This is a genomic window from Xanthomonas euroxanthea (assembly GCF_900476395.1).
GTDB lineage: Bacteria > Pseudomonadota > Gammaproteobacteria > Xanthomonadales > Xanthomonadaceae > Xanthomonas > Xanthomonas euroxanthea.
In genome coordinates this window covers 839,557-865,789 of record NZ_UIHB01000001.1, presented here as the reverse complement: position 1 = coordinate 865,789, position 26,233 = coordinate 839,557, and the positions used below count along the sequence as shown (strand labels likewise).

Below are 26,233 nucleotides of genomic sequence, written 5' to 3'. Positions count from 1 at the left end.
TGGTCCTTGAGGAATCCGCCTGCATGCCACGCCTGTCCTTTCGCGCTATCTCACGTTCCTTGCTCGCCGCACTCGCGCTGCTGTGCATCGCCCTGCCTGCATTGGCCGCACCCGCGCCTGCGCCCTTGCGGGTGATGTCGTTCAACGTGCGCGTGCCGGTGGACACCGACGGTGACAAGCGCTGGGCCGTGCGCCGCACGGCGATGGTGGCATCGATCGAACAAGCGCACCCGGACGTCTTCGGAATGCAGGAACTGGTGCAGGAACAGGCGCAGTATCTGGCTGCACAGCTGCCTGATTACCGCTGGTTCGGCAAGGGCCGCGACGCCGACGGCAATGGCGAACACATGGGTGTGTTCTACGACAGCCGCACGTTGTCGGTGGTCGAATCGGGCGACTTCTGGCTATCGGAAACGCCGCAGGTGCCCGGCAGCCGCAGCTGGAATACCGACCTGCCACGCATGGTGACCTGGGCCTTGTTCGAGCGCCGCAGCGACAAGCGCCGCTTCTATCTGCTCAACACGCACTTCGCCCACCGCGACCAGGACGAGGCCGCCCGCGAGCACAGCGCGCGCGTCATCCTGTCGCGCATCGCGTCGCTGCCGGCCGACATGCCGGTGGTGCTGACCGGTGACTTCAACAGCGATCCTGACCAGGGCACCTACCGCATCCTCACCGCCACGCTTGGCGATGCACGCGCCCGCGTCTCGGCGCCGCAAGGCCCGGAAAAAACCTTCCAGGACTTCACCACGCAACCGACCCGACGCATCGACTGGATCCTGTTCCGTGGCCTGACACCAACACGCTTTTTCACGCTGGATACCCGCCCAGGCGGTGTGTTGCCCTCCGACCACTACCCGGTGCTGGCCGAATTCGCCTGGCCGCATTGATCGTGCCGGCGAGGTGACGCTGTCACGATGCCGGCCCGTCTGACGGCGCGCAGGTCAATCGCGTTGCAGCCAATCGACCAGCGCTTGCAGCATGGTCGGTGGCGCGGGCCCGTGACGCAGCACGATCGACAGTTGCCGAGGTGCCCATGCTTCATCCAGGGGCACGGTGACCAGCCGATCGCGCACGCATGAGCGTTGCACTGCGGCGTGCGGAAGAATCGCCACGCCCATGCCTTGTGCGAGCATGCGGCACAACGCGTCGATGCCTTGCACCTTTGCACGCGTGCGCAACTGCACGCCGGCGCGGTTCACGTGTACGCGCAGGTGCCGTTGCAAGGCGCTGTCGCCGGCCAGGCCCAGCGTGTCCATTCCGGCCAGCTCGTTCAATCGCAGCGTCGAGGCGCCAGCCAGTGGATGCGTGGCAGCCATCACTAGCACCAGCCGATCCTTACGGAACGGCAGCACCTGCAGGCCACTGACATCGGCATGGCCTGCGACCACGGCGATGTCGGCGCGTTCCTCGCGCACCGCATCGGCGGCTTCGTCGCTGCCCTGCTCGGTCAACGCCAGATCCAGCTGCGGGTGTGCGATGAGAAAATCCGCCAGCCGTTCGGGCAGCCATGCCGACAGCGCCGCGGTATTGGCCGCCAGCCGCAGCGTCACCTGCCCGCCGCCACCGTAGCCGCCCAGCTCCAGCTGCAACGCCTCGGTCTGCCGCTGCAACTGCCGTGCGTGCCGCAGCAACACACCGCCGGCCGGGGTCAGGCTGACACCGCGGCGCCCGCGTTCCAGCAGGACGGCGCCCACTTGCAGCTCCAGCGCACGAATCCGCGCGCTGGCAGCCGCCAACGACAACGCCGCCCGTTGCGCGCCGGCAGTGATGCTGCCTGCCTCGACCACCGCGATGAACAAGCGTAGATCGACAAATTCCAGATGCATGAGCGCTCCACAGGCACGTGTACGTCAATCGATGTGCACCGGCCGCCGACAAGGCAGCTTGGTCAAACCGCCACCTAGCTGGCCATGGATCCTTCCACGCCCCCGCGTCCCGTGCCTCAGCCTTCGGCTGTACCGAAGCCTGCATCAAACAATCCCGCATTGTCCGCCGCGGAACAAGCCCGGATCCTTGCCTGCATGGAGACCTTGCACACCCATTGGTATCTGATCGCAGGTATTTTCTTGCTGGCTGGCTGGGTCAAGGGCGTGGCCGGAATGGGCTTGCCGACAGTGGCAATGGGGCTGCTGGGTCTATGGCTGACACCTGCCGAGGCAGCGACGTTACTGGCGCTGCCTTCGCTGGTGACGAATGTGCAGCAAGCCTGGGGACCAGACACGCTCGCCCTGTTGCGGCGCCTGTGGCCATTGCTGGCAACCGTGACGCTCGGCACCTGGCTGAGCGCAGGAGTGATGACAGGCGCCGATCCCACCCTGGTCCGCGCCGGGCTGGGCGTGCTGCTGGCAGTGTATGCCCTGCTTGGGCTGGCCCGCCGCCAGTGGACGCTGCAGGCGCGTCACGAACCCTGGGCCGGACCAGTGGCCGGGCTGGTCACCGGCCTGTTGAGTGGCGCCACCGGCGTGTTCGTGCTGCCATCACTGCCTTACCTCACCGCATTGCAGCTCCCGCGCGAGTCGTTGATCCGGTCTCTGGGCTGGTGTTTCGGCGTTGCGACGCTGGCGCTGGCCATCGCCCTGGCCTGGCACGGCGCGCTACCGGGTGCGGCGATCGCTCCATCGCTGTGGGCGCTGCTGCCCACCGCCACCGGCATGTGGCTGGGTGCCTGGGTACGCCATCGCATTTCCGCCGAGACGTTCCGGCGCTTCTTTTTCGCCACGCTGCTGGTGCTCGGCCTGCAAGGCATCTGGCAGGCACTGGCGTAAGGTCGCATCGGACGCACTGAACACTGCAAGGCATACCGGCACGGCAGCCGGCTGGTCGATCCGCAGTCACACCCGCTCGCGCCGGTAAGACCGATACGAAAGGTCGGCCAACAAAAACGCCACCGCAGTGCGGTGGCGTTTTTTATTCCTTCAACCCGATGGAGTCGCCGGGTGCTCGGCAGACGATCAGTCGGCCCAGCGTCCCGGTGCGGTCGACTGCGGCAGCACCTGCGCCGACAGCGGCTGGTCCTGCGACAGCAGGCCCAGCGCATCGGCCAGGATGGCGGCCGATTCGTGCAGCAACGGGTCCGGGCGCTTTTCCGCGGCCTTTTCGCGTGCGGTGTCCTTGACGATATCGCGCTCGTTGCCGGTCAGGCCGTCGTCGCTGTCTTCGGCAAGCGGATCCAGCGGCAGGCCCAGCTGCTTGCGCAACTGCTGGCGGTCCTTGCGCTGCTGATCCTGCTTCTGACGCTCGGCAACGCGCTCGGCCTCGTTCAACGAGATGTACTTCTTGGCCTTCTCATCGCGGAACTGCTTGACGTCCTCTTCCCACCACTGGAACTCCTTGTCGGTGGCGATACGCGCGGTGTGCAGGACCTGCAACTTGGGCAGCAGCGGCGCGAAGTTGCCGTACTGGGTATGCGGCGCGGCGGCAATGCGCGTCCACGGCAGCGCATTGTCGTAGGTGCTCTCGCCGAACTCGGTGGCATCCACGCTGGCCGGGAAAGCGATGTCCGGCACCACGCCCTTGTGCTGGGTACTGGAGCCGCTGACGCGGAAGAACTGCGCGATCGTTAGCTTGACCTGCCCATAGCGCTGGCCTTCCGCAGCCGGCCAGCGGTCCAGGTCGACGATATTCTGGACCGTGCCCTTGCCGAAGCTGGTTTCACCAATCACCAGACCGCGACCATAATCCTGGATGGCGCCGGCAAAGATCTCCGACGCCGACGCCGAGCCGCGATTGATCAACACGCCCAGCGGACCATCCCAGGCGACCTTGGGATTGCTGTCGCCATTGACGGTGACGCGGCCGCCGGATTCGCGCACCTGCACCACCGGACCCTGCTCGATGAACAGGCCGGTGAGCTCGATCGCTTCGTCCAGCGAACCGCCGCCGTTGTTGCGCAGGTCCAGCACCACGCCGTCGACCTTGTCGGTCTTGAAGCCGGCCAGCAGCTTGGCGACGTCGCGCGTTGCCGAAGCATAGTCGGTCGCGTTGCGCCGACGGCCTTCGAAATCCTGATAGAAGCCCGGCAACTTGATGATGCCGATGCGACGCTCCGGCTCGCTGCCCTTGGCCGGCAGGGTGATGGTCTCGCCCTTGGCGGCCTGTTCGGCCAGGCGCACCTTCTGCCGGGTCAGCGTCACCGTGCGGTGCTTGCCGTCGATGCCCGACTCGGCCGGGATGTACTCCAGGCGCACCTGGGTGTCCTTGCTGCCGCGGATCTTGGCCACCACATCGTCGATGCGCCAGCCGATCACATCCTCGATCGCGCCGTTCTTGGCCTGGCCCACGCCGACGATGCGATCGCCCGGCTTGAGCGTGCCATCCACCGCCGCCGGACCACCCGGGATCACCTCGCGGATCACCACCATGTCGTCCTGCTTCTGCAGCTGCGCACCGATGCCTTCCAGCGACAGCGACATCTGCTGATTGAAGTTTTCGGCCGTGCGCGGGGTGAAGTAATCGGTGTGTGGATCGACCGCATTGGTGTAGGCGTTGAGGAAGAACTGGAACACGTCCTCGGCCTTCAACTCGTTGACCGAATCGGCCAGCGCGGCATAGCGCTTGTCCAGCGTCTTGCGGATGTCCTCAGGCTTTTTGCCGGCCAGCTTCAGGCGCAGCCAGTCGTTCATTACCGACTGGCGCCACAGCACGTCCAGCTGCTTGTCGTCGGCGGCCCACGGCACGTCCTTGCGGTCGTACTCGAACTTGTCGCTGCCGGTGAAATCGAAGTCCTGCTTGAGCAGGTCGCGTGCGTACTTGACGCGCTGATCCACACGCTTCTTGTAGACCGAAAACACCTGGAACGCCGGATCCAGCTTGCCGCCGCGCAGCGCATCGCCTACGCCCGCTTCCAGCGGCGCGAAGCCGGTGATGTCGGTCTGGGTGAAAAACTGTTTGCTGCCGTCCAGGGTTTCCAGATAGCGCTTGAACACGTCCTTGGTCATCGCCTCGTCCAGCGTGCGCGGACGGTAGGCGTAACGGCTATCGGAGAGCAGGCCATAGACCAGCTTGGTCGCGGTGGCCTGGTCGGGCGTGGCTGCGGCCGGCAAGGCCGTATCGGCGCGTGCGAGCAATGCCATCGGGGTGGTCAACACCAGCGCCAGCAGGCCGGCCTTCATGGACGCAGAAACGTTGTAGGTCATCGAATGGCTCTCGGCACAGGGCCGACGAAAGAAAGGCGGTGAACGGATCGGACAGCATGACAGTGCCGAAAGTTGCTGGCGTTGTCATCCGCTGGCTGAATCAGCCTAGCGCCGGGCCTGTAGCGGATTGTGAACGCGACCGTACCCTGCAGGTCAGAACGCAAAGGCCGGATACGACAAGACCCCGCAAGAGGCGGGGTCTCGTGGGTCGCTTGGCATCGAAATCGTTGCAACCGCTCGCACGCAGTTGCCACGTGGGATGCGCCCGGCCAGCACGCAGCTGCGGTGCCAGACGGTACATCCGCCCGGGCTGGCGACCGCAGCCGCCTGAGCACGGGGGCGATCGCCTGCCTTAGGCAGCCACGCCGGCGCCGGCCGCCTGCCGGTCGGCATGGTACGACGAGCGCACCATCGGTCCGGAGGCGACGTGGCTGAAGCCCAGCGCATTGCCGTACTCCTCCAGCGCCTTGTATTCCTCCGGCGTCCAGTAGCGCATCACCGGATGGTGGTGCGGCGTCGGCTGCAGGTACTGGCCGATGGTGATCATGTCCACATCGTGCGCGCGCAGGTCGCGCAAGGTGGCCTGCACCTGTTCCATCGTCTCGCCCAGGCCGAGCATGATGCCGGACTTGGTGGCGATGGACGGATGCTGCGCCTTGAAGCGCTGCAGCAGGGTCAGCGACCACTGGTAGTCGGCACCGGGACGCACGTTCGGATACAGGTCCGGCACGGTTTCGATGTTGTGGTTGAACACGTCCGGCGGGCTGAGCGCCAGGATCTCCAGTGCGCGGTCCATGCGGCCCTTGCCGCGGAAGTCCGGGGTCAGGATCTCGATGCGGGTCTTGGGCGAACTGGCCCGGATGGCCGCAATGCAGTCGACGAAATGCTGGGCACCGCCGTCGCGCAGATCGTCGCGGTCCACGCTGGTCACCACCACGTACTTCAGGCCCATGTCGGCCACGGTGGTGGCCAGGCTGGCCGGCTCGTTCGCATCCGGCGGCTTGGGCCGACCGTGCGCTACATCGCAGAACGAGCAGCGCCGCGTGCACACCTCGCCCAGGATCATGAAGGTCGCGGTGCCGTGGCTGAAGCACTCGTGGATGTTCGGGCAGCTGGCTTCCTCGCAGACCGTGACCAGGCGGTTTTCGCGCAGCTTGGCCTTGAGGTTCTGCACTGCATTGCCGGACGGAATCCGCACGCGGATCCAGGACGGCTTGCGCAGCACCGGCGCATCGACGAACTGCACCGGCGAGCGATTGATCTTGTCGCCACCGATCTGCTTGACGCCGGTCTGCAACGGCGCAGGTGCGGCGGAGTCGCCGGAGACGACCTGCAAGGGGATGGAACGGGCGATAGGCTGGGTCATGGCAATAACGGGCGCTCAGGCCGGAAGCGAAAGGTCGGGCAACGCGGACGCGGGCTGCAGGACGAGACCGAACTGGCGCGCCAGCTGATCGAGCAGCACCGCCTTGACGGCGTCCATCCCGGAGGGGCCGCCCAAGTCTAGCACCGAGGTCACCTGCAGGCCCTGGTAGCCGCAGGGATTGATGCGGTGGAACGGCTCCAGGTCCATCGCCACGTTGAACGACAGGCCGTGGAAGGTGCAGCCGCGCCGCACCCGGATGCCGAGCGCGGCGATCTTGGCCCCGCCCACGTACACGCCCGGCGCGCCGTCGCGGCGCTCGGCGACGATGTTCCACTCTTCCAGCGTGTCGATCAGCGCCTGCTCGATCTTGCACACGTAATCGCGTACGCCGATCTTGAGCCGGCGCAGATCCAGCAGCGGATAGACCACCAGCTGGCCCGGGCCGTGGTAGGTCACCTGGCCACCACGATCGACCTGCAGCACCGGAATCTCGCCCGGCGCCAGCACGTGCTCGGGCTTGCCCGCCTGGCCCAGCGTAAACACCGGCGCATGTTCGACCGCCCAGACCTCGTCGGCCGTGGCGTCATCACGCGCATCGGTGAACCGCTGCATCGCGCGCCACACCGGCGCGTACTCCTGTCGACCGAGATCGCGCCACTGCGCCGGCAGGGCGGGGACCGGGCCCGCCAGCGTCTGCACCGCTACAGCGTCCACTTCACTTCCGGATGGTCGCGCAGCGCCTGGTGCGCAGCGTCGAACTGCGCGCGGCTTTCGGCGCGGAAGCCGATCTTGACCGAGACATACTTGCCGCTGGACGAATGCTTCCAGCTGATGCTTTCCTCCAGCAGCTCCACGCCGGTGGCGGCGAGCAGGCGCGGAAGTTCGCTTTCCAGCCCGCGCTCGGCCGCGCCCATGGCGCTGAGCTCGAAGGTGCCGGGAAACTGGAAGCCGTGATCGGGGTTGTCGGTGCTGATTTCCATCCGCCCATTATCGGGACGATGGCGGACAAACCCAAGCCCGCAGTACGTGGGAAAGAACGACGGGGCCATCGGGGCCCCGTCGTTTCACGCCAGACGCGTCACGCCCGGCATGGATGGCGCTATTGCTTATTTGGACAGTTCCAGCATGGCCGACGAGACCCAGCCACGATTACCCATTTCGTCTTCGACTTCCCACATGACGCCTTCCTTGGTGCCGGTCGGGTACAGCATCATGCCCGGCTCCAACGTGCGCACGGCCGCGCCAGTGCCCTTGGCATTGCCCAACAGACGCCCCGCACGGGTCACGGTCACAGCCTGCTGCACATTGGATGCAGCCGCGTTGCCGGACAGACCGCCGAGCTGGGTGACGACGTCGGTGTAAGCCTGCAGATAGGCCAGGGTGATCACCTGGCCGATCTCGGTGTTGGCATAACCGCCGGCACCGGCCGCGCCGTAGTCGCCGCCGGTGAAGACGTTGCCACGCGCGCCCCAGCCCAGGTCGGTCTTCTTCGCGTTGCCTTCGGCCATGGCGACCTGTTCGGAGGAGCGCACATCGGTGATGGTCAGCACCACGTCAGCGGTCTTCTTGTTGAGGTTCAGGCCACCGACCAGGTTGCCGGCATTGCCACCCACCAGGCCGCCCAGCATGCCGGCAATGGCACTGCCGCCGGCATTGTGGTTCTGCGAAATGAGGTCCGGCGTCATCACATAATCGGCTGCGCGGATCTGGCCCTTGCCCACGTTGGAACGTGCGCGCAGATCGCCGTTTGCCGCCATATCGCGCTCGCGCTGCGATGCCGCCATGCCCGCGCCACGGTCCACCAGGGTGAAGCAGCGCGAACGGTTGACGAAGACCTTGATCAACTTGGATGGCGCCGGCAATTGCTGACCGGACCACCAGTTGACTGCGTCCTCCGGCTCGATCACCGACAGGCTGCCCAGCGGCTTGGCACACACCGGGATCTGCGCGACGGCATCCTTGCGCTGATCCTGTGCGGAGCCCTTGAAGGCATCCTTCAGTCCGGCCAGGGCCGGCGCGCTGACGCTGGCCAGTGCAATGCCCACCACGCCGGACAACAGCGCTGCGCTCACAGAAATCGTCTTGCTCATATTCTTCCCCTGACACCTGCGCTGCCGTCGGCAAACGCGATCCGTTGTGATGAAACGGCCTGAGAAGGCCGCCGTTCCTTGGGGCTGGTTTCCCCGGGGGCGGATCATATGCTATTCGCGCGAGCTTTTCATGGCCGTCATACCGCAAATGGAACGGACTGGTGTTCCAGACTCCGCCGCTGCATCCAGGCGGCTCGGGCATGATCCCTCCTGCACATTCACGCGGCGCAGCCGTGGCCGCAGGCACCTTTGCCCCACATCGTCCTTCCTACCTTCCCAGGCCCTCCATGCTTCGACCGCGCGCGTTGACCGCTGCCCTGCTGCTTTCTCTTTCCGGGCTGTCGATGCCGGCCCTGGCCGCCGACCAGTGCGACTCCAGCAGGATGAGCCGGACCCCGCCGGCGGTGAACTTCCGGGTCGACAATGACCTGTTCGGTGGGGAGGACCAGGATCAGGGCTACTCCAATGGTGCGGTACTGACGCTGGTCTCGCCCAACCTGGTCGACTACACCGACGACCCCTGCCTGCCGCGCACCGCGCGCTGGGTCAACGGCTACCTGGAGCGCCTGCATCCGGGCGAGTTCGAGCAGCAGAACATGGTGTTCTCGATCGGGCAGGCGATTTTCACTCCCACCGATCCCACCCGCCGCGATGTGATCCCCGACGATCGCCCGTATGCGGGCATCCTGCTGGCGAGCTTCGGCTACAACGCGCGCAACGATGCGCAGCTGCGCACCACCCAGCTGCAGATCGGCGTGGTCGGCCCATGGGCATTTGCGCAGGAAGCGCAGGACGCCATTCACGACATCCTGGGCGACGAGAAGTTTCAGGGCTGGGACAACCAGCTGCACAACGAGCCGCTGATCAACCTGGTCCACGAGCGCATGCGCCGTTGGCCGGGCGATGCGGCGGTCAATGCGGACGGCTTCGGCTGGGACCTCATTTCGCATTGGGGCGGCTCGGTCGGCAACATGGCCACGCATCTGAATGCCGGTGGCGAGGCGCGCTTTGGCTGGAAACTGCCGGACGACTTCGGCAGCACCCCGACCCGCCCGGCCGGCGAGAACACCGCCCCCAGCCGGCTCGGGCGCGCCAGCGGCTGGTCGGGCCATCTGTTCGTGACCACCGATGCGCGCTGGGTGTTGCGCGACATCACCCTAGACGGCAACACCTTCCGCAACAGCCACAGCGTGGACAAGCGCGCGTTCGTGGGCGATGTCGGCTACGGCCTGGCGGTGATGTACGGCCGCTGGAAGTTCGCCATCGCCCGCTACCACCGCACCCGCGAATTCGACACCCAGCGCGAAACGCCGGTGTATGGCAGTTTCACGATCAGTCGGATGCTTTGAGGGCTGGGATTGGGGATTGGGAAAAGGGAATAGGTAGAACAAGAGCGACACCCCGCCTCTCCGATTCCCGATTCCCGATTCCCGATTCCCGATTCCCGATTCCCGATTCCCGATTCCCGATTCCCGATTCCCGATTCCCGATTCCCGATTCCCGATTCCCGATTCCCGATTCCCGATTCAAAAGAAAAAGCCGGCTTTCGCCGGCTTTTTCTTTTTCTTTGGATCACTCCGATTCCCACCACATCCAGAACGCATCCCAGAGGCGCTTGAAGAATCCGCCTTCTTCCACGGCATTGATGGCGACCAGCGGGGCCTGGGCGATGATCTTGCCGTCCAGGCTGACCTTGACGGTGCCGATCTGCTGGCCCTGCTTGATCGGGGCCTGCAGGTTCTTGGCCACTTCCATGCTGGGCTTGAGGTCGTTGTAGCGGCCGCGTTGCAGGCTGACCAGCAGCGGCTGGGCCACGCCGAGCTGCACTTCGTCCTGCTCGCCCTTCCAGACCTTCTGCTTGGTCACGACCTTGCCAGGCGCGTACAGGCTGTGGGTTTCGAAGAAGCGGAAGCCCCAGTTGAGCAGGGCCAGGCTGTCGTCGGCACGCTGGCGCTCGGACGAATCGCCCATCACCACCGCCACCAGGCGCTGGTCGCCGCGCTTGGCCGAACTCAGCAGGCAGTAGCCGGCCTCGGAGGTGTGGCCGGTCTTGATGCCGTCCACCGCCGGGTCGCGCCACAACAGCAGGTTGCGGTTGTTCTGCTTGATGCTGCCGACCTGGAATTCCTTGATCTTGTTGTAGGCGTAGGTCTCCGGGTAGTCGCGCACCATCGCGCGGCCCAGCATGGCCAGGTCGTAGGCGGTGGAATGGTGGCCTTCGGCGCTGAGGCCGTGCGCGTTGACGAAGTAGGAGTCCTTCATGCCGATCTTGGCGGCGTAGCTGTTCATCAGCGAGGCGAAGGCCTCTTCGCTGCCGGCCACATGCTCGGCCAATGCGATCGCGGCATCGTTGCCGGACTGGATCGCCATGCCCTTTTCCATGTCTTCCAGACGCGCGGTCTGGTTGACCGGGAAACCGCTATAGCTGCCGTCGGTGCCGGCGCCGCCCTCGCGCCAGGCGCGCTCGCTCATCATGACCTGGTCGTCGCGCTTGACCTTGCCGTTCTTGATTTCGGCAGCGACCACGTAGGACGTCATCACCTTGGTGATGCTGGCCGGCGCCAGCTGCTGGTGGATATTTTCACCGGCCAGCACCTGCCCGGTGGCGTAATCCATCAGGATCCACGACTTGGACACGGCCGGAGCGGGTGCGGGCGGAACCGGGACGGCGGCCGGCGCAGCGGCAACGGCAGGCGTCGGCTGCGGCGCAGGCGTCTGGGCGCAGACCAGGCCAAAGGCGAACGTGGCCACCGCAGCGGCGGCGAAGCGGAATTTCATTGAAGAACGACTCCTGACGGGCCCGAAGGCTGGGTAATGCGAAATTGTAAGGCGCCGCGGCGATCAGGGCGACGCGCCAGCGGCCGCGCGCGCCTGCGCAGTTCAGCGATGGCGGCAGGTGGCGTGCCGAACGTGGCTGACGCACTGGGCGATCGAGAAAGCTGCATGGGGGCGCGTCGTGATCGCGGCTGCCCGACGATACCTTTCGAGAGCGGGCGGCGGCCTACCCGCCGACGCCCTGGCTGCAGGATCGATCGTAGCTAGTTGGCAACGATCTGCGGACGCCCGAAGCCCAGGCCGGCGATGCGCTGCGCGATTTCCGAGGCATTGGCGTGGTCGCGCGCGTTGACGCGCAGCCGCCACAAGGTACGGCCGCCGCTGACGATGTCGCTGACGCTGGCGCCGGCGATGCCGGCCGAGGCCAGCTGCGACAGCGCGCGGTTGGCGTTTTCGCGGCTGGCGAAACTGGCCACCTGCAGCAGAATGTCGCCCAATGCCGCCTCGGCCACGCTCGGCGCCTTGACCGGTACCGGTTCGCTCCTGAGCGGACGTGCTGGCGCGCTGTCGGCAGGCTTGATCGCCGCCACCGCGACCGGGGCGGCTGGCGCGACCGCTACCGGGACAGCCGAGGCAGGCCGCGGCGCGGCGGCAGCCGGCTTGCCGGTGGCCACGCGCACGCCCTGCGACTTCATCCAGGCATCGAAATTGTCGGCATTGCCGGGCTGGCGCGAGTCGGCCACGCGGTAGCGCCAACGCTCGCCCGCGGGAACCGCAGCAGTCCCGGCACTGCTTGCCACTGCGGCGGCGACCGGAGCGACGGCGCTGGCGGCCCCTGCGCGCGGAGCGGCGGACGGCACTGTGCGGGTAGGCAGACGCTGCACCAGGCCATCGATCTGGCTGGCGCTGGCGGCCGGCCGTGCGGCGGCCACCGCGGTGCTGACCGGTGCGCTGCCGCTGCGGCGCTTGGCCAGCAGATTGCCGTTGTCGGCTTCGGTCAGGCCACGCACCTCGACGTTGCCGGTGCCCTTGCCGGTGATGCCCAGCTTGACCGCGGCGGCGTAGCTCAGATCGATCACGCGCCCGTCGTGGAACGGGCCGCGGTCGTTGACGCGCACCACCACCGAATCGCCGGTGTCGGTATTGGTCACCAACGCAAAGCTGGGCAGCGGCAAGGTCTTGTGCGCGGCGGTGAAGGCGTACATGTCGTAGACCTCCTTGTTGGAGGTCAGCCGGCCGTGGAACTTGCTGCCGTAATACGAGGCGGTCCCGCGTTCGACATAGTCGCCGGGGCTGTCCATCACCACGTAGCGCTTGCCCAGCACCTCATACGGCGAGCGGTTGCCCACCGCCGAGCGCGGCTCGTTGGTGACCAGCGGTTCGGGGATGCAGGCCACGTTGGGCACATGGTCCGGCGTGGTGTCCTTGACGCCGGGCTTGTACAGGCCGCCGGCGGTGTAGTCGCCGCGCGTGGACGGGTCTTCCTTGGCGGCCGCGTACGGCGAGGTCGAGGGGCAACCGGTGGCGACATACGCCGGCCCCTTGCCGTCGACCTTGACGCCCTTGATGGCGCCGCTTCCGCCAGTGCCGGCGCTCTTCTTCGGTGCACTGCTACAGGCCGCCAGGCCAAGCATCAGCGCCATCGGGATCAGCCACTTGGGGCCTGTCGTGCTGTTCATGCCGGGGGTAACTCCTTGCCGGCGATGGCCTCGGACAGCTGGAACACGGCCATCGCGTACATCTTGGAAATGTTGTAACGGGTGATCGCGTAGAAATTCTGGAAGCCCAGCCAGTACTGCTTGCCGTTGGCATCGTCCAGGGTGATCGGCGTGGCGGTAGTGCCGGCCACCACCGGCGCATTGGGGTGGTAGCCGCGCGCGGACAGATCGGCCAGCGTGTGCACCGGCGACCAGTCGGTGGGATTGAATTCCTCGTGGCCTGCGGCCAGCGTGGCCGGCACCGCGACCTGACCACCGCGCACCCAGCCGCCCTTCTTGACGAAGTAGTTGGCCACCGAGGCGAACACGTCGTTGTGGTCGGTGAACAGGTTGCGCTTGCCGTCGGCATCGCCATCGACGGCGAACTGGCGGTAGCTGGACGGCATGAACTGGCCCATGCCCATCGCGCCTGCATAGCTGCCGATCAGCGTGGTGACATCGAGCTGCTCTTCCTTGCCGAGCGCGAACAGCTGGCCGAGTTCATCGCGGAAGAACAGCTCCCGACGCACTTCGCGTTCGAGCTTGGCCGGGTCGCCGCTACGCGGGTAGCGGAAGGCCAGCGTGTACAGCGCGTCCAGCACGCGGTACTTGCCGGCATTGCTGCCGTAACTGGTTTCTACCCCGATGATGGCCACGATCACCTGCGCCGGCACGCCGGTGGCGGCTTCGACCTTGCTCAGCTCTGTACGATGCTCGGCCAGGAACTTGCGGCCGCCATCGATGCGCGCCTGGGTGATGAACATCGGGCGGTATTCGTTCCACGGCTTGACCCGCTCGGCCGGGCGCGACATCGCGGTGACGATGGCGTCCTTGAACTGCGCCTGCGCCAGCACCGCTTCGATCTGTGCGGCGTCGATGCCGTACTTGGCAGCGGTGTCGCGCACGAAGTTGGCACGGGCGATCTCGAACGGCACCGGGGTCAGGTCCACCGGCGGCAGCGCGGGCGCTTCGGCAGCCGCACTGACGGGCGCGACCGGGGTGCTCGGTGGCTTGGCCGGGGGCGCGCTGGCGGCCGGCGGCGGGGTCGGAGGGCTGGGCTGGGTCGCGCAGGCGACAAGGCCGAGGGTGAGCAGGCAGGTCAGAGTGCGTCGAATCATCGGCCGAGGGTAACAGAGAACAGATGAACTTCTGGCAATAAGGCCATGAAAGGAAAGAGCTTTGAGTGGCGGGGAATGGGGAATGGGGTGCTGCGCGTGTGCGGCCCCGGATTTGCTGTCACGGCAGGCTGGGGCTGGCGAGGCGTCGGGTTCGGCGCCGTGCCGTGGGGCCTGCTTTGGTTTCTTCACCTGGCGGCCTGATCGGCGGGCGTTGGTCCCTTTGCTGTCACTGCGGCCGCCAGGCGCGGCCGGGTGGCCGCGCCTGGTTGATTACAGGGCCGGGAAGCGCGGTGCGGTCGAGCAGGTGGGCACGCTGCCGCCGAGTTGCACGGTGGGCGTGGTGACATTGCTGCCGGTCGGGGTGAGCGCGCTGTTGCTGAGCCCGATCCGCGCGTCGCTGGCGGTGACCGCGGTATTGCCGGTGGCCACGTTGGCCAGTGTCAGGTCCAGCGGCGTCTGCGCATCGAAACCTCTCAGGATCCAGCCCTTGCCCTTGAGGCCGGCATCGCCGGTGGTGCGCAGGCCGTTGACGACGATGTCGTTGAAGCTGGGCTTGGTGCCGCTGCCGCCGGTCGCATAGAACGGGTTGATCACCAGCGGGCTGGTCACCCCGTACAGGCAGGTATTGCGATAGGTCACCAGGCTGACCGGGCCGCCCTTGGCCAGGCTAGTCTTGATGCGCAGCCCGGTGTTGTCGGTGCTGCGGTTGCCGGCATCGTCGCTGGCCGTGATGGCGTTGTTGTCGACCAGCACGTTGTTGACCCCGGACATCACCTCGCTGCCGATCGAGATGCCGTGGGTGCCGTAGCAGCGGTTGTCGCGCACGGTGATGTTGCCGGACCTCGACGCAATGGTCTTGATCGCCACGCAGTCGTCGCCGCCCATCACATCGTTGTCGACCAGGCTGGCGTTGAGCACGCTGTCCAGATCCAGGCCGTCGGTGTTGGGGCTGGTGGCCGGCGATTTCACCCGCACGCCCCAGATGGTCAGGCCATCGACGATGTGCGCGAAGAAATGAAAGTACGCCGCGTTGATCAGATTGACGTGGTAGAGGGTGAACGTGGTGGAGTTCTGCACCTTGATCAGGTCCGGGCTGTTCTGCACCTGGCCGGCAGCCTTGGCGTTTTCGCCGAATTGCCACCAGGTGGTGGTCCTGCCGAGCATGGGCAGGTCGCCACGCCCATCGATCGTGCCCTGCCGCCCGCCGGTGCGTACGCCCATCACGCCGGACCTGGCGCCCTTGATGCCGATCAGCGGCAGGCAGCCACCGCTCTTGGCGCCCGCAACGCCGCAACCGCTGCCGTAATCGGCCGGATTGCGCGAGCCGTACAGGGTCACGCCCTGATCGACGACCAGGGTGACGCCGGTGGGAATCGTCAGCGGGCCGCTGAGAAACGCGTCGCCGGTGCCGGCCTTGAGCAGCACGCTGCCGTTCTTGCCGGTGCAGGCCGTCAACGCGGCCTGGATGGTCTTGGTATCGGGCGCCGCGCTTTCCAGCGCGGCATCGAACAGGCGCCCGCTCGGCGTGTGGCTGGCGCTCACCGCCTGGCAGGTGGCAGGAATCGCCGGCTCGGACACGGCGCGCGCATCGCCGCTGGCAAGGGTGATGGCGCCGGCGTGTGCAGCGAACGTCAGACAGACACCGCCGATGGCGGCGCTTAGCAATTTCATGGAAGAGGTCACCGGAAAGAGGAATGGTGCGCGCCTGCAGCTGCAACGCGACGCAGCCGCGGGCAGACAGCGGCGCATCGGACTCTACGGCGCAACGCCCCCACCCACAGAAGGCGAGCGAACCCGGTGCCGCACGCGCGAAGCGGCCCTGCGTCGGCGTGTCGTCATTGCAACGCAGCACGCACAACCGCACGCGTCCTGGGCAGTGTCAGCGGCGTGTCATGCGCCTGTCGCACGCGGCGTGGTGCACCTGGTCAGCCATGATTCGTTCTGGCGAGGTGGGTACGCCTGCCACCGTGGGCTGCAGCACGCGCCGGCTCAGTACCCATGCACCGGACGGTGCGTCTTGACCGCCATCACCAGGCCCAGCCCGGCCAGCAGCGACACCGCCGAGGTGCCGCCGTAACTCATCAGCGGCATCGGCACGCCCACCACCGGCAGCAGGCCGGAGATCATGCCGCCGTTGACCAGCACGTAGACGAAGAAGGCCAGCCCGGTGGCACCGGCGACCAGGCGCGAATAGGTGTCGCGTGCCTGCGAGGCGATCCACAGGCAGCGCGCGATCACAATCAGGTACAGGCTGAGCACGGTCGCCACGCCGATCCAGCCGAATTCTTCACTGAGGACCGAGAACGCAAAGTCGGTGGTCTGTTCGGGGATGAAGTTCAGATGCGACTGCGACCCCAGCCCCCAGCCCTTGCCGTCGAAGCCGCCGGAGCCGATCGCAATCTTGGACTGGATGATGTTCCAGCCGGCGCCCAGCGCATCGTTTTCCGGGTTGAGGAACATCATGATGCGGTCCTTCTGGTACGGCCGCAGCAGCCAGAACCAGGCCACCGGCGCGGCCGCCGAGACGCCACCCACGCCCACCGCCACCCACCACCACGGCAGGCCGGCCAGCAGCAGCACGAACACCCCGCTGGCGGCGATCAGCACGCCGGTGCCGAAGTCCGGCTGCAGCATGATCAGGGCGGTCGGCACGCCGATGATCACGCCGGTCACCAGCACGGTGGAGATGCGCGGCGGCAACGGCATGCGGTGCAGATACCAGGCCGCCATCATCGGCAGGCTGATCTTGAGCAACTCGGCCGGCTGCAGGTAGAACAGTTTCAGATCCAGCCACTGGCGGCCGTATTTGCCGGTGCCCAGCGCAAATACCGCCAGCAACGGCAGCATCGACAGGCCGTACACCCATGGCGTCCAGGCGCGCAGGCGCAGCACCGACATGCGCGAAATGCCCCACATCGCGGCCAGGCCGATGACAAAGCGCACGGCTTGCGCCATCACCAGGTGATCGCCGTTGGCGGCGCCGCCGGCGCTCTTGAGCACCGACAGCCCGATCACCATCAGCGCCCCCAGCGCCAGGCACAGCACCCAGTCCAGGCTGCGCGTGAAGCGCGCCACCATGTCCACCAGCCAGCGCAGGATGTCACTCAATGGTCGGTCTCCTGGACCGCATCGGGCACATCCGGCACCACCGGCTGCGCCGGCGTATTGGGGTCCAGGGCCACCGCGGTCTGGCCGATCACCACCGGCAACTCGGCCAGCGTGGCTGCGGCCGCATCGCCGGCCTGGCGCGCATCGGTGGCGCCGGCTTCGAACTGGTTGACGCCCACCGCGGTCATGCCCAGCTCGCTGTCCAGCGGCTCCAGGCCGGCGGGCAGCTTGCCGAGCAGCCAGGCGTCGAAGATCTTGCGTGCGATCGGCGCGGCCGAACTGGTCCCGAACCCGCCGCCCTCCACCGCCACCGCCACCGCGATGACCGGGTTGTCGGCCGGGGCGAAGCCGACGAACAGGCCACGGTGACGCAGATGCAGCGGCAGGCTGCGCGGATCCACCGCGGCCACGCCCTTGCGGCTGACCACCTGCGCGGTGCCGGTCTTGCCGGCCATCTGGTACGGCGCGCCGGGGGTGATCGCATAGCCGGTGCCGCCCGGACGCATGGTGTCCATCATGCCCTCGCGCACCACCTGCAGGTGCGCCGCGCTCGGGCTGATCGGCTTGCCCGGCGGCTGGATCATCGGCTGCCAGGGGTGGTCGAAGCCGGTGCGCTCCTCCAGCACCAGGTGCGGGCGCAGCAGCAGCCCGCTGGCGATCGCCGACACCCCGCGCGCCAGCTGCAGCGGCGTGACCTTCCAGTCACCCTGGCCGATGGCGATGTTGACGGTATCACCGGGGTACCAGCGTTCCTTGCGGGTCTTGTACTTGTAGGCCGGCGACGGCAGGATGCCGCCGATCTCGCCGAGCAGGTCCACCCCGGTCGGTTGACCGAAACCGTACTCGCCCATGTAGTGGTCGAACCGGTCGATGCCCATGTCCACCGCCAGGCGGTAGTAGTAGGTATTGACCGACTGGGCGATCGACTTGCGTAGATCGGTCCAGCCATGGCCGCCGCGGTGCGAGTCGCCCCAGCCGCGGCTGACCCCGGGCAGGTAGAACATGCCGGTGGACAGCACCCGGTCTTCCGGCCGGCGCAGGCCGCTGTCCAGCCCGGCCAGCGCGATCAGCGGCTTGAGCGTGGAGCCCGGCGCCACCCCGCCCAGCACCAGCCGGTTGAACTGCGGCCGCGACGGGTTGTCGTTGAGCATCTTGAAGTCGGTATGCGAGATGCCGTTGACGAACAGGTTGGGGTCGTAGCTGGGCAGGCTGACCATACCCAGGATCTCGCCGGTGCGCGGGTCCATCGCGATCGCCGCGCCTTCGTGCTCGCCAAACGCGGCCACCATCGCGCGCTGCAGGTCGGCATCCACCGACAGCCGCAGGTCCGCACCCGACTGCGGCGCGACCCGGCCGACGGTGCGGATGGCCCGCCCCTGCACATTGGTTTCGACCTGCTCGTAACCGACCTGGCCGCGCAGATCCTGCTCGTAGTAGCGCTCCAGCCCGGACTTGCCCATGTGGGTGAGCGCGGCATTGCCCTCGCCCAGCACCGCCAGGTCCTTCTCGTCGATGCGGCCGACGTAGCCGATGATGTGCGCGAACAGCGGGCCGTACGGGTAGCGCCGGGTCAGGTACGGCTCCAGCTCCACGCCGGGAAAGCGCCAGCGCTCCACCGCAAAGCGCGCCATTTCCTCATCGCTCATGCGCAACTTGAGGGTCACCGGCAGGAAGCTGCGCCGCGCGCGCCGCTCGCGATTGAAACGTTCCAGGTCCTCCGGCGCGATCGGGATCACCTTGCCCAGCGCGGCCAGCATGGCGTTCATGTCGGTGACCTTGTCCGGGGTCACGTCCAGGCGGAAGGCCGGCACGTTCTCGGCCAGCAGCCGGCCGGTGCGGTCGTAGATCATGCCGCGCCCGGGCACCACCGGCTTGGGCTTGATGCGGTTGGCTTCCGAGCGGGTGGCGTAGACCTCGTGGTCGAGCACCTGCAGCTTGAAGTACCAGCCGCCCAGGCCGACCAGGCAGATCACCACCATCACAAAGCCCAGCACCGCACGCCGGCGGAACTGCTCGGCCTCCGCGTGCGGGTTCTTGGGGTGACGACGCCCGTGCATGGCTTACTTCTTGCTCCGCTTGCCCAGCCGTACCGCATCCAGCAACACGAACAGCGGCGGCCACAGCGCCATGCCCAGCAGCGGCGCCCACCAGTAGCTCCACGGCAGGGTCGGCTCGCCCACCGCCAGATGCACCGCCGAGGAGACGATGCGGTCGTTGAGCAGCAGCCCGCCGATCGCCAGCGCCTGCTGCGAGACCGGGAAGAAGCGCATCCGCGCGCGGAAGCGCTGCAGGATGAAGGTCATGATCACCAGCCGCAGCGCCTGTTCGCCGAGCAGCCCGCCATACAGCAGGTCGGCCAGCACGCCGGCCACGAAGGCGATGCCCAGCCCGACCCGGTCCGGCTCCTCGATCACCCAGTAAGCCAGCACCAGCGCCAGCCAGTACGGACGCAGCGGCTGCACCACCACCGGCAGCGGCAGCAGGCCCAGCACCAGCGCGATGAGGATGCTCGCCGGCAGGATCCAGGTGTTGCGCATGCGGGTCATTGCTCCGTCTCCTGCGGAGACGGACGGGATTGGGGAATCGGGAATGGGGAATCGGCAGGAGCGGTGTTCTGCGGCGGCGCGGTGGCTGCGCCCTGGTTGTTTCGGGGACGGGAATTGGGAATCGGGAATCGGGAATCGGTAGGAGCGGCCCCTTGCGACGATGCAGATGCTGCGCCTTGCCTGGTCAATCGCAAGGACGGCATCGATGCAGCACCGTTGCCGTTGCCGATTCCCGCTCCCTCAATCCTCATTCCCGACGGCTTGGCAGGCGCACTTCCTTGCGGCGGAACGGGAGTGGCCTGTCCGGTCGGCGTCGAGGCCGGCACCGATGCAGCACCGGCGCCGTTGCCACTCCCCATTCCCGATTCCCCACTCCCGATTCCCGGCGCCACGCGTAGCGGCTTGCCGGCGCGCAGCAACAGCACATCGCGGCCGCGATCGAGCTTGGCGGCCGGGGTCAGTTCGCCGACCAGGAAGGCGTGGGTGTCGTCCGGATGCAGTTCGGACACCTTGCCGACCGGGAAGCCGGCCGGAAAGCGGCCACCGAGGCCGGAGGTGACGATCTCGTCGCCCACCTGCACGCCGGCACTGAGCGGGATGTCGCGCAGTTCCAGCCGGTCGCCGCGGCCATAGACGATCAGGCGCACGCCGTTGCGCGCCACACTGACCGGCACCGCGTGGTCGGGGTCGGTCAGCAGCAGCACGGTCGAATGCAGCGGGGTCACCTCGATCACCTGGCCCATCAGCCCGCCGGCATCGATCACCGCCTGGCCCATCAGCACGCCATCGCGGCTGCCGGCATCCAGCAGCAGGCGCTGCCGGGTCGGGTCCAGGTCGATATCCAGGATCGGCGCCAGCTGCACGTCAAGCCCGCGGCGCTCGGCCACGTTGAGCAGTTCGCGCAGCTGCGCATTGTCCAGCGCGGCGGTCTGCAGCCGGGTCAGGCGCGCATTGGCCACCAGCAGCTGGTTGCGCAGGTCGCGGGTTTCTTCCACCAGCTGCGCGTGGGTGGCGGCGTTGTCGCGCACCTGCGAGCCGATCCGCCCCGGCAACCCGGCCACGGCCCAGATCGGCTGGATCAGCAGGTTGGCCTGCAGGCGCACCTGGCTCAGCCAGCCCCCCCGGCTATCGAGCGCGATCAGCACGATCGCCAGCACCAGATAGACCAGCAGCCGCAGCGTGGAGGTGACTTCGCCCGGACGGGAGGCGACGGGAGGACCGGCGTAGGAGGGCACTGTCAGGGCCGGGAATGGGGAATCAGGAATGGAGAATCGGGAAGCAGTGTGCTGCCCCCGAGACGGTTGAGGCGAAAACTCACATGGGCGGGACCGCGTCGCAACCGCTCAGGAGCGCGGGCAGGGAATGCTTTCACGATTCCCTACTCCCGATTCCCGATTCCCGGATCCATCACTCCGGCGCGAAGAACTCGTTGCCATGCATGTCCACCAGCTCCAGCGCGCGACCGCCGCCGCGGGCCACGCAGGTGAGCGGGTCGTCGGCGACCTGCACGTGCAGGCCAGTTTCCTCGGAGATCAGGCGGTCCAGGTCACGCAGCAGCGCGCCGCCGCCGGTTAGCACGATGCCGCGCTCGGCCACGTCGGCACACAGTTCCGGCGGGGTCTGTTCCAGCGCCAGCTTGACCGCCGAGATGATGCCCGACAACGGCTCGTGCAACGCCTCGAGCACCTCGTTGGAGTTGATCTTGATCATCTTCGGCACGCCTTCGGCAAGATTGCGGCCGGAGATTTCCATCTCCTGCACCTCGTCCTGCGGGTAGGCGCAGCCGATCTGCAGCTTGATGCGCTCGGCGGTGGCTTCACCGATCAGCATGCCGTGGTTGCGGCGCACGTAGTTGGTGATCGACTCGTCGAAGCGGTCGCCGCCCACGCGTACCGACTGCGAGTAGACGATGCCGTTGAGCGAGATCACCGCCACCTCGGTGGTGCCGCCGCCGATGTCGATGACCATCGAACCGCGCGCCTCGGTCACAGGCATGCCGGCACCGATCGCCGCAGCCATGGGTTCTTCGATCAGGTAGACGTCGCGTGCGCCGGCTTCTTCCGCCGATTCCTTGATGGCGCGGCGCTCGACCTGGGTGGAACCGGCCGGCACGCACACCAGCACGCGCGGGCTCGGGCGCAGGAAGCGCGACTTGTGCACCTTCTTGATGAAGTGCTTCAGCATTGCCTCGGTGTAGGTGAAGTCGGCGATGACGCCGTCCTTCATCGGGCGGATCGTGGTGATGTGGCCCGGGGTGCGGCCGAGCATCTGCTTGGCCTCGGCGCCGACGGCAGCCACCGAGCGCGTGCCGCCGATGGCGCGGTCCTGACGCACCGCCACCACCGAAGGTTCATTCAGCACAATGCCCTGTCCGCGCACGTAGATCAGCGTATTGGCCGTGCCCAGGTCGATGGACAGGTCGTTGGAGAACATGCCGCGGAGTTTCTTGAACATCGAGGGAGCCGTTCCTGAAAGAGTCGCTTGCCCTGTCGCCGATGCAGAACCAACTGGTCGATAAGCGGGCAGAAAACGAAGTCCACTAGCCTAGCAATCCCCCCCGGTGCGGGCAAGGAAAAATCGGCCGTTTCGGCGTGGTTTTCATGTGCCGGTCACGCCGGGCATGGCATGCGGTTGTGGCCCTGATCGATCGCAGCCGTTACCCTTTGCGCCGCGGCGCTCGCGCCGTCCCGCCGCCATGCCGGCAACTGGCGGGTATTTCCCAACGCAAAGGCCCGACTCGATGTCCGCACTGATCTGTGGTTCCCTCGCCTACGACACCATCATGGTGTTTCCGGACCAGTTCAAGAACCACATCCTGCCGGACAAGGTGCACATCCTGAATGTGTCGTTCCTGGTCCCGCGCATGCGCCGCGAGTTCGGCGGTTGCGCCGGCAACATCGCCTACAACCTGCATCTGCTCGGCGGCGCGCCGATCCCGATGGGCACCGTCGGCCAGGATTTCGGCCCGTATCGCGAACACTTCGAGGCGCTGGGCATCGACCTGTCGCGGGTGAAGATCATCGACGAGCTGTTCACCCCGCAGGCCTTCATCACCACCGACCACGACAACAACCAGATCACCGCCTTCCATCCGGGCGCGATGATGCGCAGCTACGAAAACCATGTGAAGGACGTGCCGGGCGTGACCCTGGGCCTGGTCGGCCCGGACGGGCGCGAGGGCATGATCCAGAATGCAGAAGAGTTCGCTGCCGCCGGCATTCCCTTCATCTTCGATCCCGGCCAGGCGATGCCGTTGTTCAACGGCCCGGAACTGCGCCAATTCATCGAACAGGCCGACTACGTGGTGGTCAACGACTACGAGTCCAACCTGCTGCAGGAACGCACCGGCTGGAACGAAAAGGACATCGTCTCGCGCGTGCAGGCCTACATCACCACGCAGGGCCCGAAGGGCGCGCTGGTGCATACGCCGGAAAAGACCTACGACATCCCGCCGGCGCACGAGCGCCGCGTGGTCGATCCGACCGGCTGCGGCGACGCCTTCCGCGCCGGGCTGATCTACGGCATCCAGGGCGGCTACGACTGGCTGACGATCGGGCGGATGGGCAACCTGATGGGTGCGCTGAAGGTCGAGCACCCCGGCACGCAGAATCAGCGGTTCGATTTCGGCGAGTTCAACGACCAGTTCAAGCAGCAGTTCGGCTACGCGCTCTGACGCGACATCGGCGCCCTCTGAGACGGCATCGGCGCCGCAGGTGGGCGTCGACGTTGGAGTGTTGAGGCCGCAGCAAAGGTCGGTCGCCTGAGATCGCGGGCCGTGGCGACGGCGGGACATCTGGGTGGCCCGGTTGATGCCTGGCGCAGTTCAACGACCAGTTCAAGCAGCAGTTCGGCTACGCGCTCTGACGCTGGCCTGATCTGCAGCGTCGAGCTCACACAAACCCTTCTCCCTCGGGAGAAGGTGCCCCGCAGGGGCGGATGAGGGTACGGGCGAGGCCTCGTGCAGGTTGAACGACACAAGGCTTCGCACCGTACCCTCACCCCAACCCTCTCCCGTAGGATGAGGGGCTCGGCAGTTCAACTATCAGCGCACACAGCAGTTCGGCTACGCGCCCTGACGCGGCACCGCCGCTGATCAGCGCTTTGCCCTTCTCCCCTCGGGAGAAGGTGCCCCGCAGGGGCGGATGAGGGTACGGGCGAAGCCTCGTGCAGGTTGAACAGCACCGGGCTTCGCACCGTCCCCTCACCCCAACCCCTCTCCCGCAGGAGAGGGGCTCGTCTGCACCGCAATTTGCTGCAATGCAGTTTGAGCATGGCAGCGATCTGTGCCTCTACTGACGCTTCGCGCCCACTGAGGAACGCTGGCCCATGTCAGAGCCAAGCGTTGTCGCCGCCACGTCCATCGCCCTGCCCGAGATCGAACCGGATGCACTCCGGCAGATCCGCCGGCTGCGCGACATTGCGCCGCTTGCCGCACCACTGTCGCGCTCGTGGCGGCGCTGCCTGGACGATTACGCCTTGTTGCCCGAGGCAGCCCCCGAGCCGCTGGTGCACGATGCGCTGCACGTGCGCGAGCGCCAGCAACGCCTGGGCGATGTGCTGCGCATTGCCAAGGTGGAGATGGAAAATCTCTACGAGCAGATCGCCGGCAGCGGCTATGCGGTGATCTTTGCCGACGCCGAGGCGACCGTGCTGCACAGCGTGCACGACCCGACCCTGCTGCGCGAATTCCGCCAGGCCGGTCTGTTCTGCGGCGCCAGCTGGGCCGAATGCCATCAAGGCACCAACGGCCTGGGCACCTGCGCGGCCGAGCGCACTGCGGTGAGCGTGCATCGCGGCGAACATTATCTGACCCGCCATCTGCCGCTGTCGTGCAGCGGCGCGCCGATCCTGGACCCGCACGGCGGCCTGCTGGCGGTGCTGGATGCGTCCACCCCCAATGCGCAGGACGGCAAGCAGACCCAGCGCCACACCGTGGCGCTGGTGAGCATGTCGGCGGCGCAGATCTCGCGCTCGCATTTCCTCAACCAGTTCGGCCATGCCTTCATCCTGCGCTTCCATAGCCGGCCCGAGTTCGCCGGCCTGCTGCACGAGGCGCTGATTGCGATCGATACCGACGGTCGCGTGCTGGCAGTCAACGAGGCGGTGCTGGAGCAACTGGGCAAGCTCGATCGCAGCCAGCTGGTGGGCCGCAACATCGCGCAGGTGATGCAGCTGGATTTCGACACCCTCGAGCACCGCGCCGGCAGCGATGCCGGCACCTTGTGGTCGATCCGCTGCGCCTGCCACGGGCGGCGTTTCTACGCGCTGGTGCGCCCGCCGCGTGCGCGCCCCGCGCTGCCGGCGGTGGGCGGGCCGGCGCAGCTGGCGCCCGATACCGAACTGCAACCCGGCGAGCACGTCGGCTCGGATTCGCGCATGCGCCACAACCTGGCCAATGCGCTGAAGCTGGCCGCACATCGCGTATCGATCCTGCTGCGTGGCGATACCGGCACCGGCAAGGAGGAATTCGCCAAGGCAGTGCATCGTGGCTCGCCGTGGGCCGGCGGCGCCTTCGTGGCGATCAACTGCGCGGCGATTCCCGAGGCGTTGATCGAGAGCGAATTGTTCGGGTATGCGCGCGGCGCATTCACCGATGCCGCGCGCGAAGGCCGCCACGGCAAGCTGCTGCAGGCCAGCGGCGGCACGCTGTTCCTGGACGAAATCGGCGACATGCCGCTGCCGTTGCAGAGCCGCCTGCTGCGTGTCCTGGAAGAACAATGCGTCACCCCGCTGGGCAGCGAACGCGCGGTGCCGCTGGAGCTGCACGTGATCAGTGCCAGCCACCGCGATCTGGCGCAGCGGGTGGCGGCCGGCGAGTTTCGCGAGGACCTGTATTACCGGCTCAATGGCGTGGTGCTGCATCTGCCGCCGCTGCGCGAGCGCAGCGACAAGGCCGAGCTGATCCGCACCCTGCTGCGCGAGGAGAACAGCGAGCACAGCGTGCGCATCAGCGAAGAAGCGATGCACAAACTGCTGAGCTACGCATGGCCAGGCAACCTGCGCCAGTTGCGCAATGTGCTGCGCACGGCGGCGGTGTTGTGCAGCGACGGGGTGATCCGCCTGCCCAACCTGCCGCAGGAAATCGTCGATGCCGGCAGCGCACCGTGCCTGGTCGATGGCCGCGCGGTGGCCGCCGACGACATGCCCGGCCGCGTCGCACTCGACCAGGCCGAACGCCTGGTGCTGCAGCAACAACTCGAACGCCACCGCTGGAACGTCAGCCGCACCGCCGATGCCTTGGGCATCAGCCGTAATACGCTGTATCGCAAGCTGCGCAAGCACGGCCTGGATACCGGTTGAATGTGGAATCGGGAATGGGGAATGGGGAATGGGGAATCGTAGAGCTAACGCCCTGCACTTACCTATTCCCGATTCCCCATTCCCCATTTCTCCGC

20 protein-coding genes are annotated in these 26,233 nt (G+C 67.0%); 5 read left to right on the top strand and 15 right to left on the bottom strand.

Translation table 11 applies throughout. The features are described 5' to 3' along the window. Positions 1–23: 23 nt before the first annotated feature. Positions 24–890, top strand: a complete 867-nt coding sequence (locus CPBF1521_RS03720) for an endonuclease/exonuclease/phosphatase family protein (RefSeq protein ID WP_115676020.1) — start codon at positions 24–26, stop codon at positions 888–890. A gap of 54 nt (positions 891–944) precedes the next feature. Here the strand turns inward: CPBF1521_RS03720 and CPBF1521_RS03715 are convergent, their stop codons facing one another. Then, on the bottom strand, positions 945–1,829 hold the full coding sequence (locus CPBF1521_RS03715; protein WP_115676018.1) for a LysR substrate-binding domain-containing protein: 885 nt from the start codon (positions 1,827–1,829) through the stop codon (positions 945–947). Positions 1,830–2,024: 195 nt separating this feature from the next. Between CPBF1521_RS03715 and CPBF1521_RS03710 the strand changes: the two genes are divergently transcribed. After that, positions 2,025–2,768 carry a sulfite exporter TauE/SafE family protein gene (locus tag CPBF1521_RS03710; protein ID WP_115676016.1) on the top strand — a complete coding sequence of 248 codons (744 nt, stop codon included), beginning with the start codon at positions 2,025–2,027 and terminating at the stop codon, positions 2,766–2,768. Positions 2,769–2,954: 186 nt separating this feature from the next. On the opposite strand, the gene CPBF1521_RS03705 is transcribed toward CPBF1521_RS03710, so the two are convergent. From CPBF1521_RS03705 to CPBF1521_RS03685, 5 genes are all read right to left on the bottom strand, one after another. Next, entirely contained in the window at positions 2,955–5,114 is a 2,160-nt protein-coding gene (locus tag CPBF1521_RS03705) for a carboxy terminal-processing peptidase (protein WP_180496985.1), read from the bottom strand. 376 nt (positions 5,115–5,490) lie between these two features. Then, entirely contained in the window at positions 5,491–6,504 is a 1,014-nt protein-coding gene (lipA, locus tag CPBF1521_RS03700; protein ID WP_115676014.1) for a lipoyl synthase, read from the bottom strand. Between the two features lie 15 nt (positions 6,505–6,519). Then, entirely contained in the window at positions 6,520–7,218 is a 699-nt protein-coding gene (lipB, locus tag CPBF1521_RS03695; protein WP_104649218.1) for a lipoyl(octanoyl) transferase LipB, read from the bottom strand. After that, entirely contained in the window at positions 7,206–7,484 is a 279-nt protein-coding gene (locus tag CPBF1521_RS03690; RefSeq protein WP_104583778.1) for a YbeD family protein, read from the bottom strand. The genes lipB and CPBF1521_RS03690 overlap by 13 nt, the downstream gene beginning before the upstream one ends. Before the next feature lie 126 nt (positions 7,485–7,610). Continuing rightward, entirely contained in the window at positions 7,611–8,594 is a 984-nt protein-coding gene (locus CPBF1521_RS03685; RefSeq protein ID WP_104583777.1) for a CsgG/HfaB family protein, read from the bottom strand. Between the two features lie 287 nt (positions 8,595–8,881). Here CPBF1521_RS03685 and CPBF1521_RS03680 point away from each other — a divergent pair, with 287 nt between their 5' ends. Continuing rightward, complete coding sequence (locus tag CPBF1521_RS03680) at positions 8,882–9,943, top strand: lipid A deacylase LpxR family protein (protein ID WP_115676012.1); 1,062 nt, start codon at positions 8,882–8,884, stop codon at positions 9,941–9,943. Positions 9,944–10,166: 223 nt separating this feature from the next. On the opposite strand, the gene CPBF1521_RS03670 is transcribed toward CPBF1521_RS03680, so the two are convergent. From CPBF1521_RS03670 to CPBF1521_RS03630, 9 genes are all read right to left on the bottom strand, one after another. After that, on the bottom strand, positions 10,167–11,372 hold the full coding sequence (locus CPBF1521_RS03670; protein ID WP_104583775.1) for a D-alanyl-D-alanine carboxypeptidase family protein: 1,206 nt from the start codon (positions 11,370–11,372) through the stop codon (positions 10,167–10,169). Positions 11,373–11,632: 260 nt separating this feature from the next. Then, positions 11,633–13,048 (bottom strand): septal ring lytic transglycosylase RlpA family protein, encoded by a 1,416-nt coding sequence (locus CPBF1521_RS03665; protein WP_115676008.1) that lies wholly within the window; start codon positions 13,046–13,048, stop codon positions 11,633–11,635. Continuing rightward, complete coding sequence (gene mltB, locus CPBF1521_RS03660; protein ID WP_115676007.1) at positions 13,045–14,184, bottom strand: lytic murein transglycosylase B; 1,140 nt, start codon at positions 14,182–14,184, stop codon at positions 13,045–13,047. Before mltB ends, CPBF1521_RS03665 begins: the two co-directional genes overlap by 4 nt. Before the next feature lie 270 nt (positions 14,185–14,454). Next, entirely contained in the window at positions 14,455–15,855 is a 1,401-nt protein-coding gene (locus CPBF1521_RS03655; RefSeq protein WP_115676005.1) for a glycoside hydrolase family 28 protein, read from the bottom strand. 318 nt (positions 15,856–16,173) lie between these two features. Next, positions 16,174–17,292: a rod shape-determining protein RodA gene (gene rodA / locus CPBF1521_RS03650; RefSeq protein ID WP_104583771.1), complete on the bottom strand. Its 1,119-nt coding sequence runs from the start codon at positions 17,290–17,292 to the stop codon at positions 16,174–16,176. Then, entirely contained in the window at positions 17,289–19,349 is a 2,061-nt protein-coding gene (gene mrdA / locus CPBF1521_RS03645) for a penicillin-binding protein 2 (protein ID WP_115676004.1), read from the bottom strand. The genes rodA and mrdA overlap by 4 nt, the downstream gene beginning before the upstream one ends. 3 nt (positions 19,350–19,352) lie before the next feature. Further along, a complete protein-coding gene (mreD, locus tag CPBF1521_RS03640) occupies positions 19,353–19,838 on the bottom strand; it encodes a rod shape-determining protein MreD (protein WP_104583769.1) in 486 nt (161 codons plus the stop codon). Beyond that, positions 19,835–21,073 (bottom strand): rod shape-determining protein MreC, encoded by a 1,239-nt coding sequence (gene mreC, locus CPBF1521_RS03635; RefSeq protein ID WP_115676002.1) that lies wholly within the window; start codon positions 21,071–21,073, stop codon positions 19,835–19,837. The genes mreD and mreC overlap by 4 nt, the downstream gene beginning before the upstream one ends. A 172-nt stretch (positions 21,074–21,245) precedes the next feature. Then, positions 21,246–22,292: a rod shape-determining protein gene (locus tag CPBF1521_RS03630; protein WP_006452025.1), complete on the bottom strand. Its 1,047-nt coding sequence runs from the start codon at positions 22,290–22,292 to the stop codon at positions 21,246–21,248. Between the two features lie 286 nt (positions 22,293–22,578). Here CPBF1521_RS03630 and CPBF1521_RS03625 point away from each other — a divergent pair, with 286 nt between their 5' ends. Both CPBF1521_RS03625 and CPBF1521_RS03620 read left to right on the top strand, forming a co-directional pair. Beyond that, the gene (locus CPBF1521_RS03625) at positions 22,579–23,511 is read left to right on the top strand and encodes a carbohydrate kinase family protein (protein ID WP_104649225.1); all 933 of its coding nucleotides are present in this window, start codon (positions 22,579–22,581) and stop codon (positions 23,509–23,511) included. A 653-nt stretch (positions 23,512–24,164) separates the two neighbouring features. Then, positions 24,165–26,138 carry a sigma-54-dependent Fis family transcriptional regulator gene (locus CPBF1521_RS03620; protein WP_104583766.1) on the top strand — a complete coding sequence of 658 codons (1,974 nt, stop codon included), beginning with the start codon at positions 24,165–24,167 and terminating at the stop codon, positions 26,136–26,138. Positions 26,139–26,233: the final 95 nt, after the last annotated feature.

Bases quoted from the DNA above. Each gene is read 5' to 3' on its own strand.
- CPBF1521_RS03680 (WP_115676012.1), top strand. From the start codon at position 8,882: ATGCTTCGACCGCGCGCGTTGACCGCTGCCCTGCTGCTTTCTCTTTCC.
- CPBF1521_RS03705 (WP_180496985.1), bottom strand. From the start codon at position 5,114: ATGAAGGCCGGCCTGCTGGCGCTGGTGTTGACCACCCCGATGGCATTG.
- CPBF1521_RS03710 (WP_115676016.1), top strand. From the start codon at position 2,025: ATGGAGACCTTGCACACCCATTGGTATCTGATCGCAGGTATTTTCTTG.
- CPBF1521_RS03630 (WP_006452025.1), bottom strand. From the start codon at position 22,292: ATGTTCAAGAAACTCCGCGGCATGTTCTCCAACGACCTGTCCATCGAC.
- CPBF1521_RS03655 (WP_115676005.1), bottom strand. From the start codon at position 15,855: ATGAAATTGCTAAGCGCCGCCATCGGCGGTGTCTGTCTGACGTTCGCT.
- CPBF1521_RS03665 (WP_115676008.1), bottom strand. From the start codon at position 13,048: ATGAACAGCACGACAGGCCCCAAGTGGCTGATCCCGATGGCGCTGATG.
- mrdA (WP_115676004.1), bottom strand. From the start codon at position 19,349: ATGCACGGGCGTCGTCACCCCAAGAACCCGCACGCGGAGGCCGAGCAG.
- CPBF1521_RS03685 (WP_104583777.1), bottom strand. From the start codon at position 8,594: ATGAGCAAGACGATTTCTGTGAGCGCAGCGCTGTTGTCCGGCGTGGTG.
- CPBF1521_RS03670 (WP_104583775.1), bottom strand. From the start codon at position 11,372: ATGAAATTCCGCTTCGCCGCCGCTGCGGTGGCCACGTTCGCCTTTGGC.
- CPBF1521_RS03625 (WP_104649225.1), top strand. From the start codon at position 22,579: ATGTCCGCACTGATCTGTGGTTCCCTCGCCTACGACACCATCATGGTG.
- CPBF1521_RS03720 (WP_115676020.1), top strand. From the start codon at position 24: ATGCCACGCCTGTCCTTTCGCGCTATCTCACGTTCCTTGCTCGCCGCA.
- CPBF1521_RS03690 (WP_104583778.1), bottom strand. From the start codon at position 7,484: ATGGAAATCAGCACCGACAACCCCGATCACGGCTTCCAGTTTCCCGGC.
- CPBF1521_RS03715 (WP_115676018.1), bottom strand. From the start codon at position 1,829: ATGCATCTGGAATTTGTCGATCTACGCTTGTTCATCGCGGTGGTCGAG.
- lipA (WP_115676014.1), bottom strand. From the start codon at position 6,504: ATGACCCAGCCTATCGCCCGTTCCATCCCCTTGCAGGTCGTCTCCGGC.
- mltB (WP_115676007.1), bottom strand. From the start codon at position 14,184: ATGATTCGACGCACTCTGACCTGCCTGCTCACCCTCGGCCTTGTCGCC.
- CPBF1521_RS03620 (WP_104583766.1), top strand. From the start codon at position 24,165: ATGTCAGAGCCAAGCGTTGTCGCCGCCACGTCCATCGCCCTGCCCGAG.
- mreD (WP_104583769.1), bottom strand. From the start codon at position 19,838: ATGACCCGCATGCGCAACACCTGGATCCTGCCGGCGAGCATCCTCATC.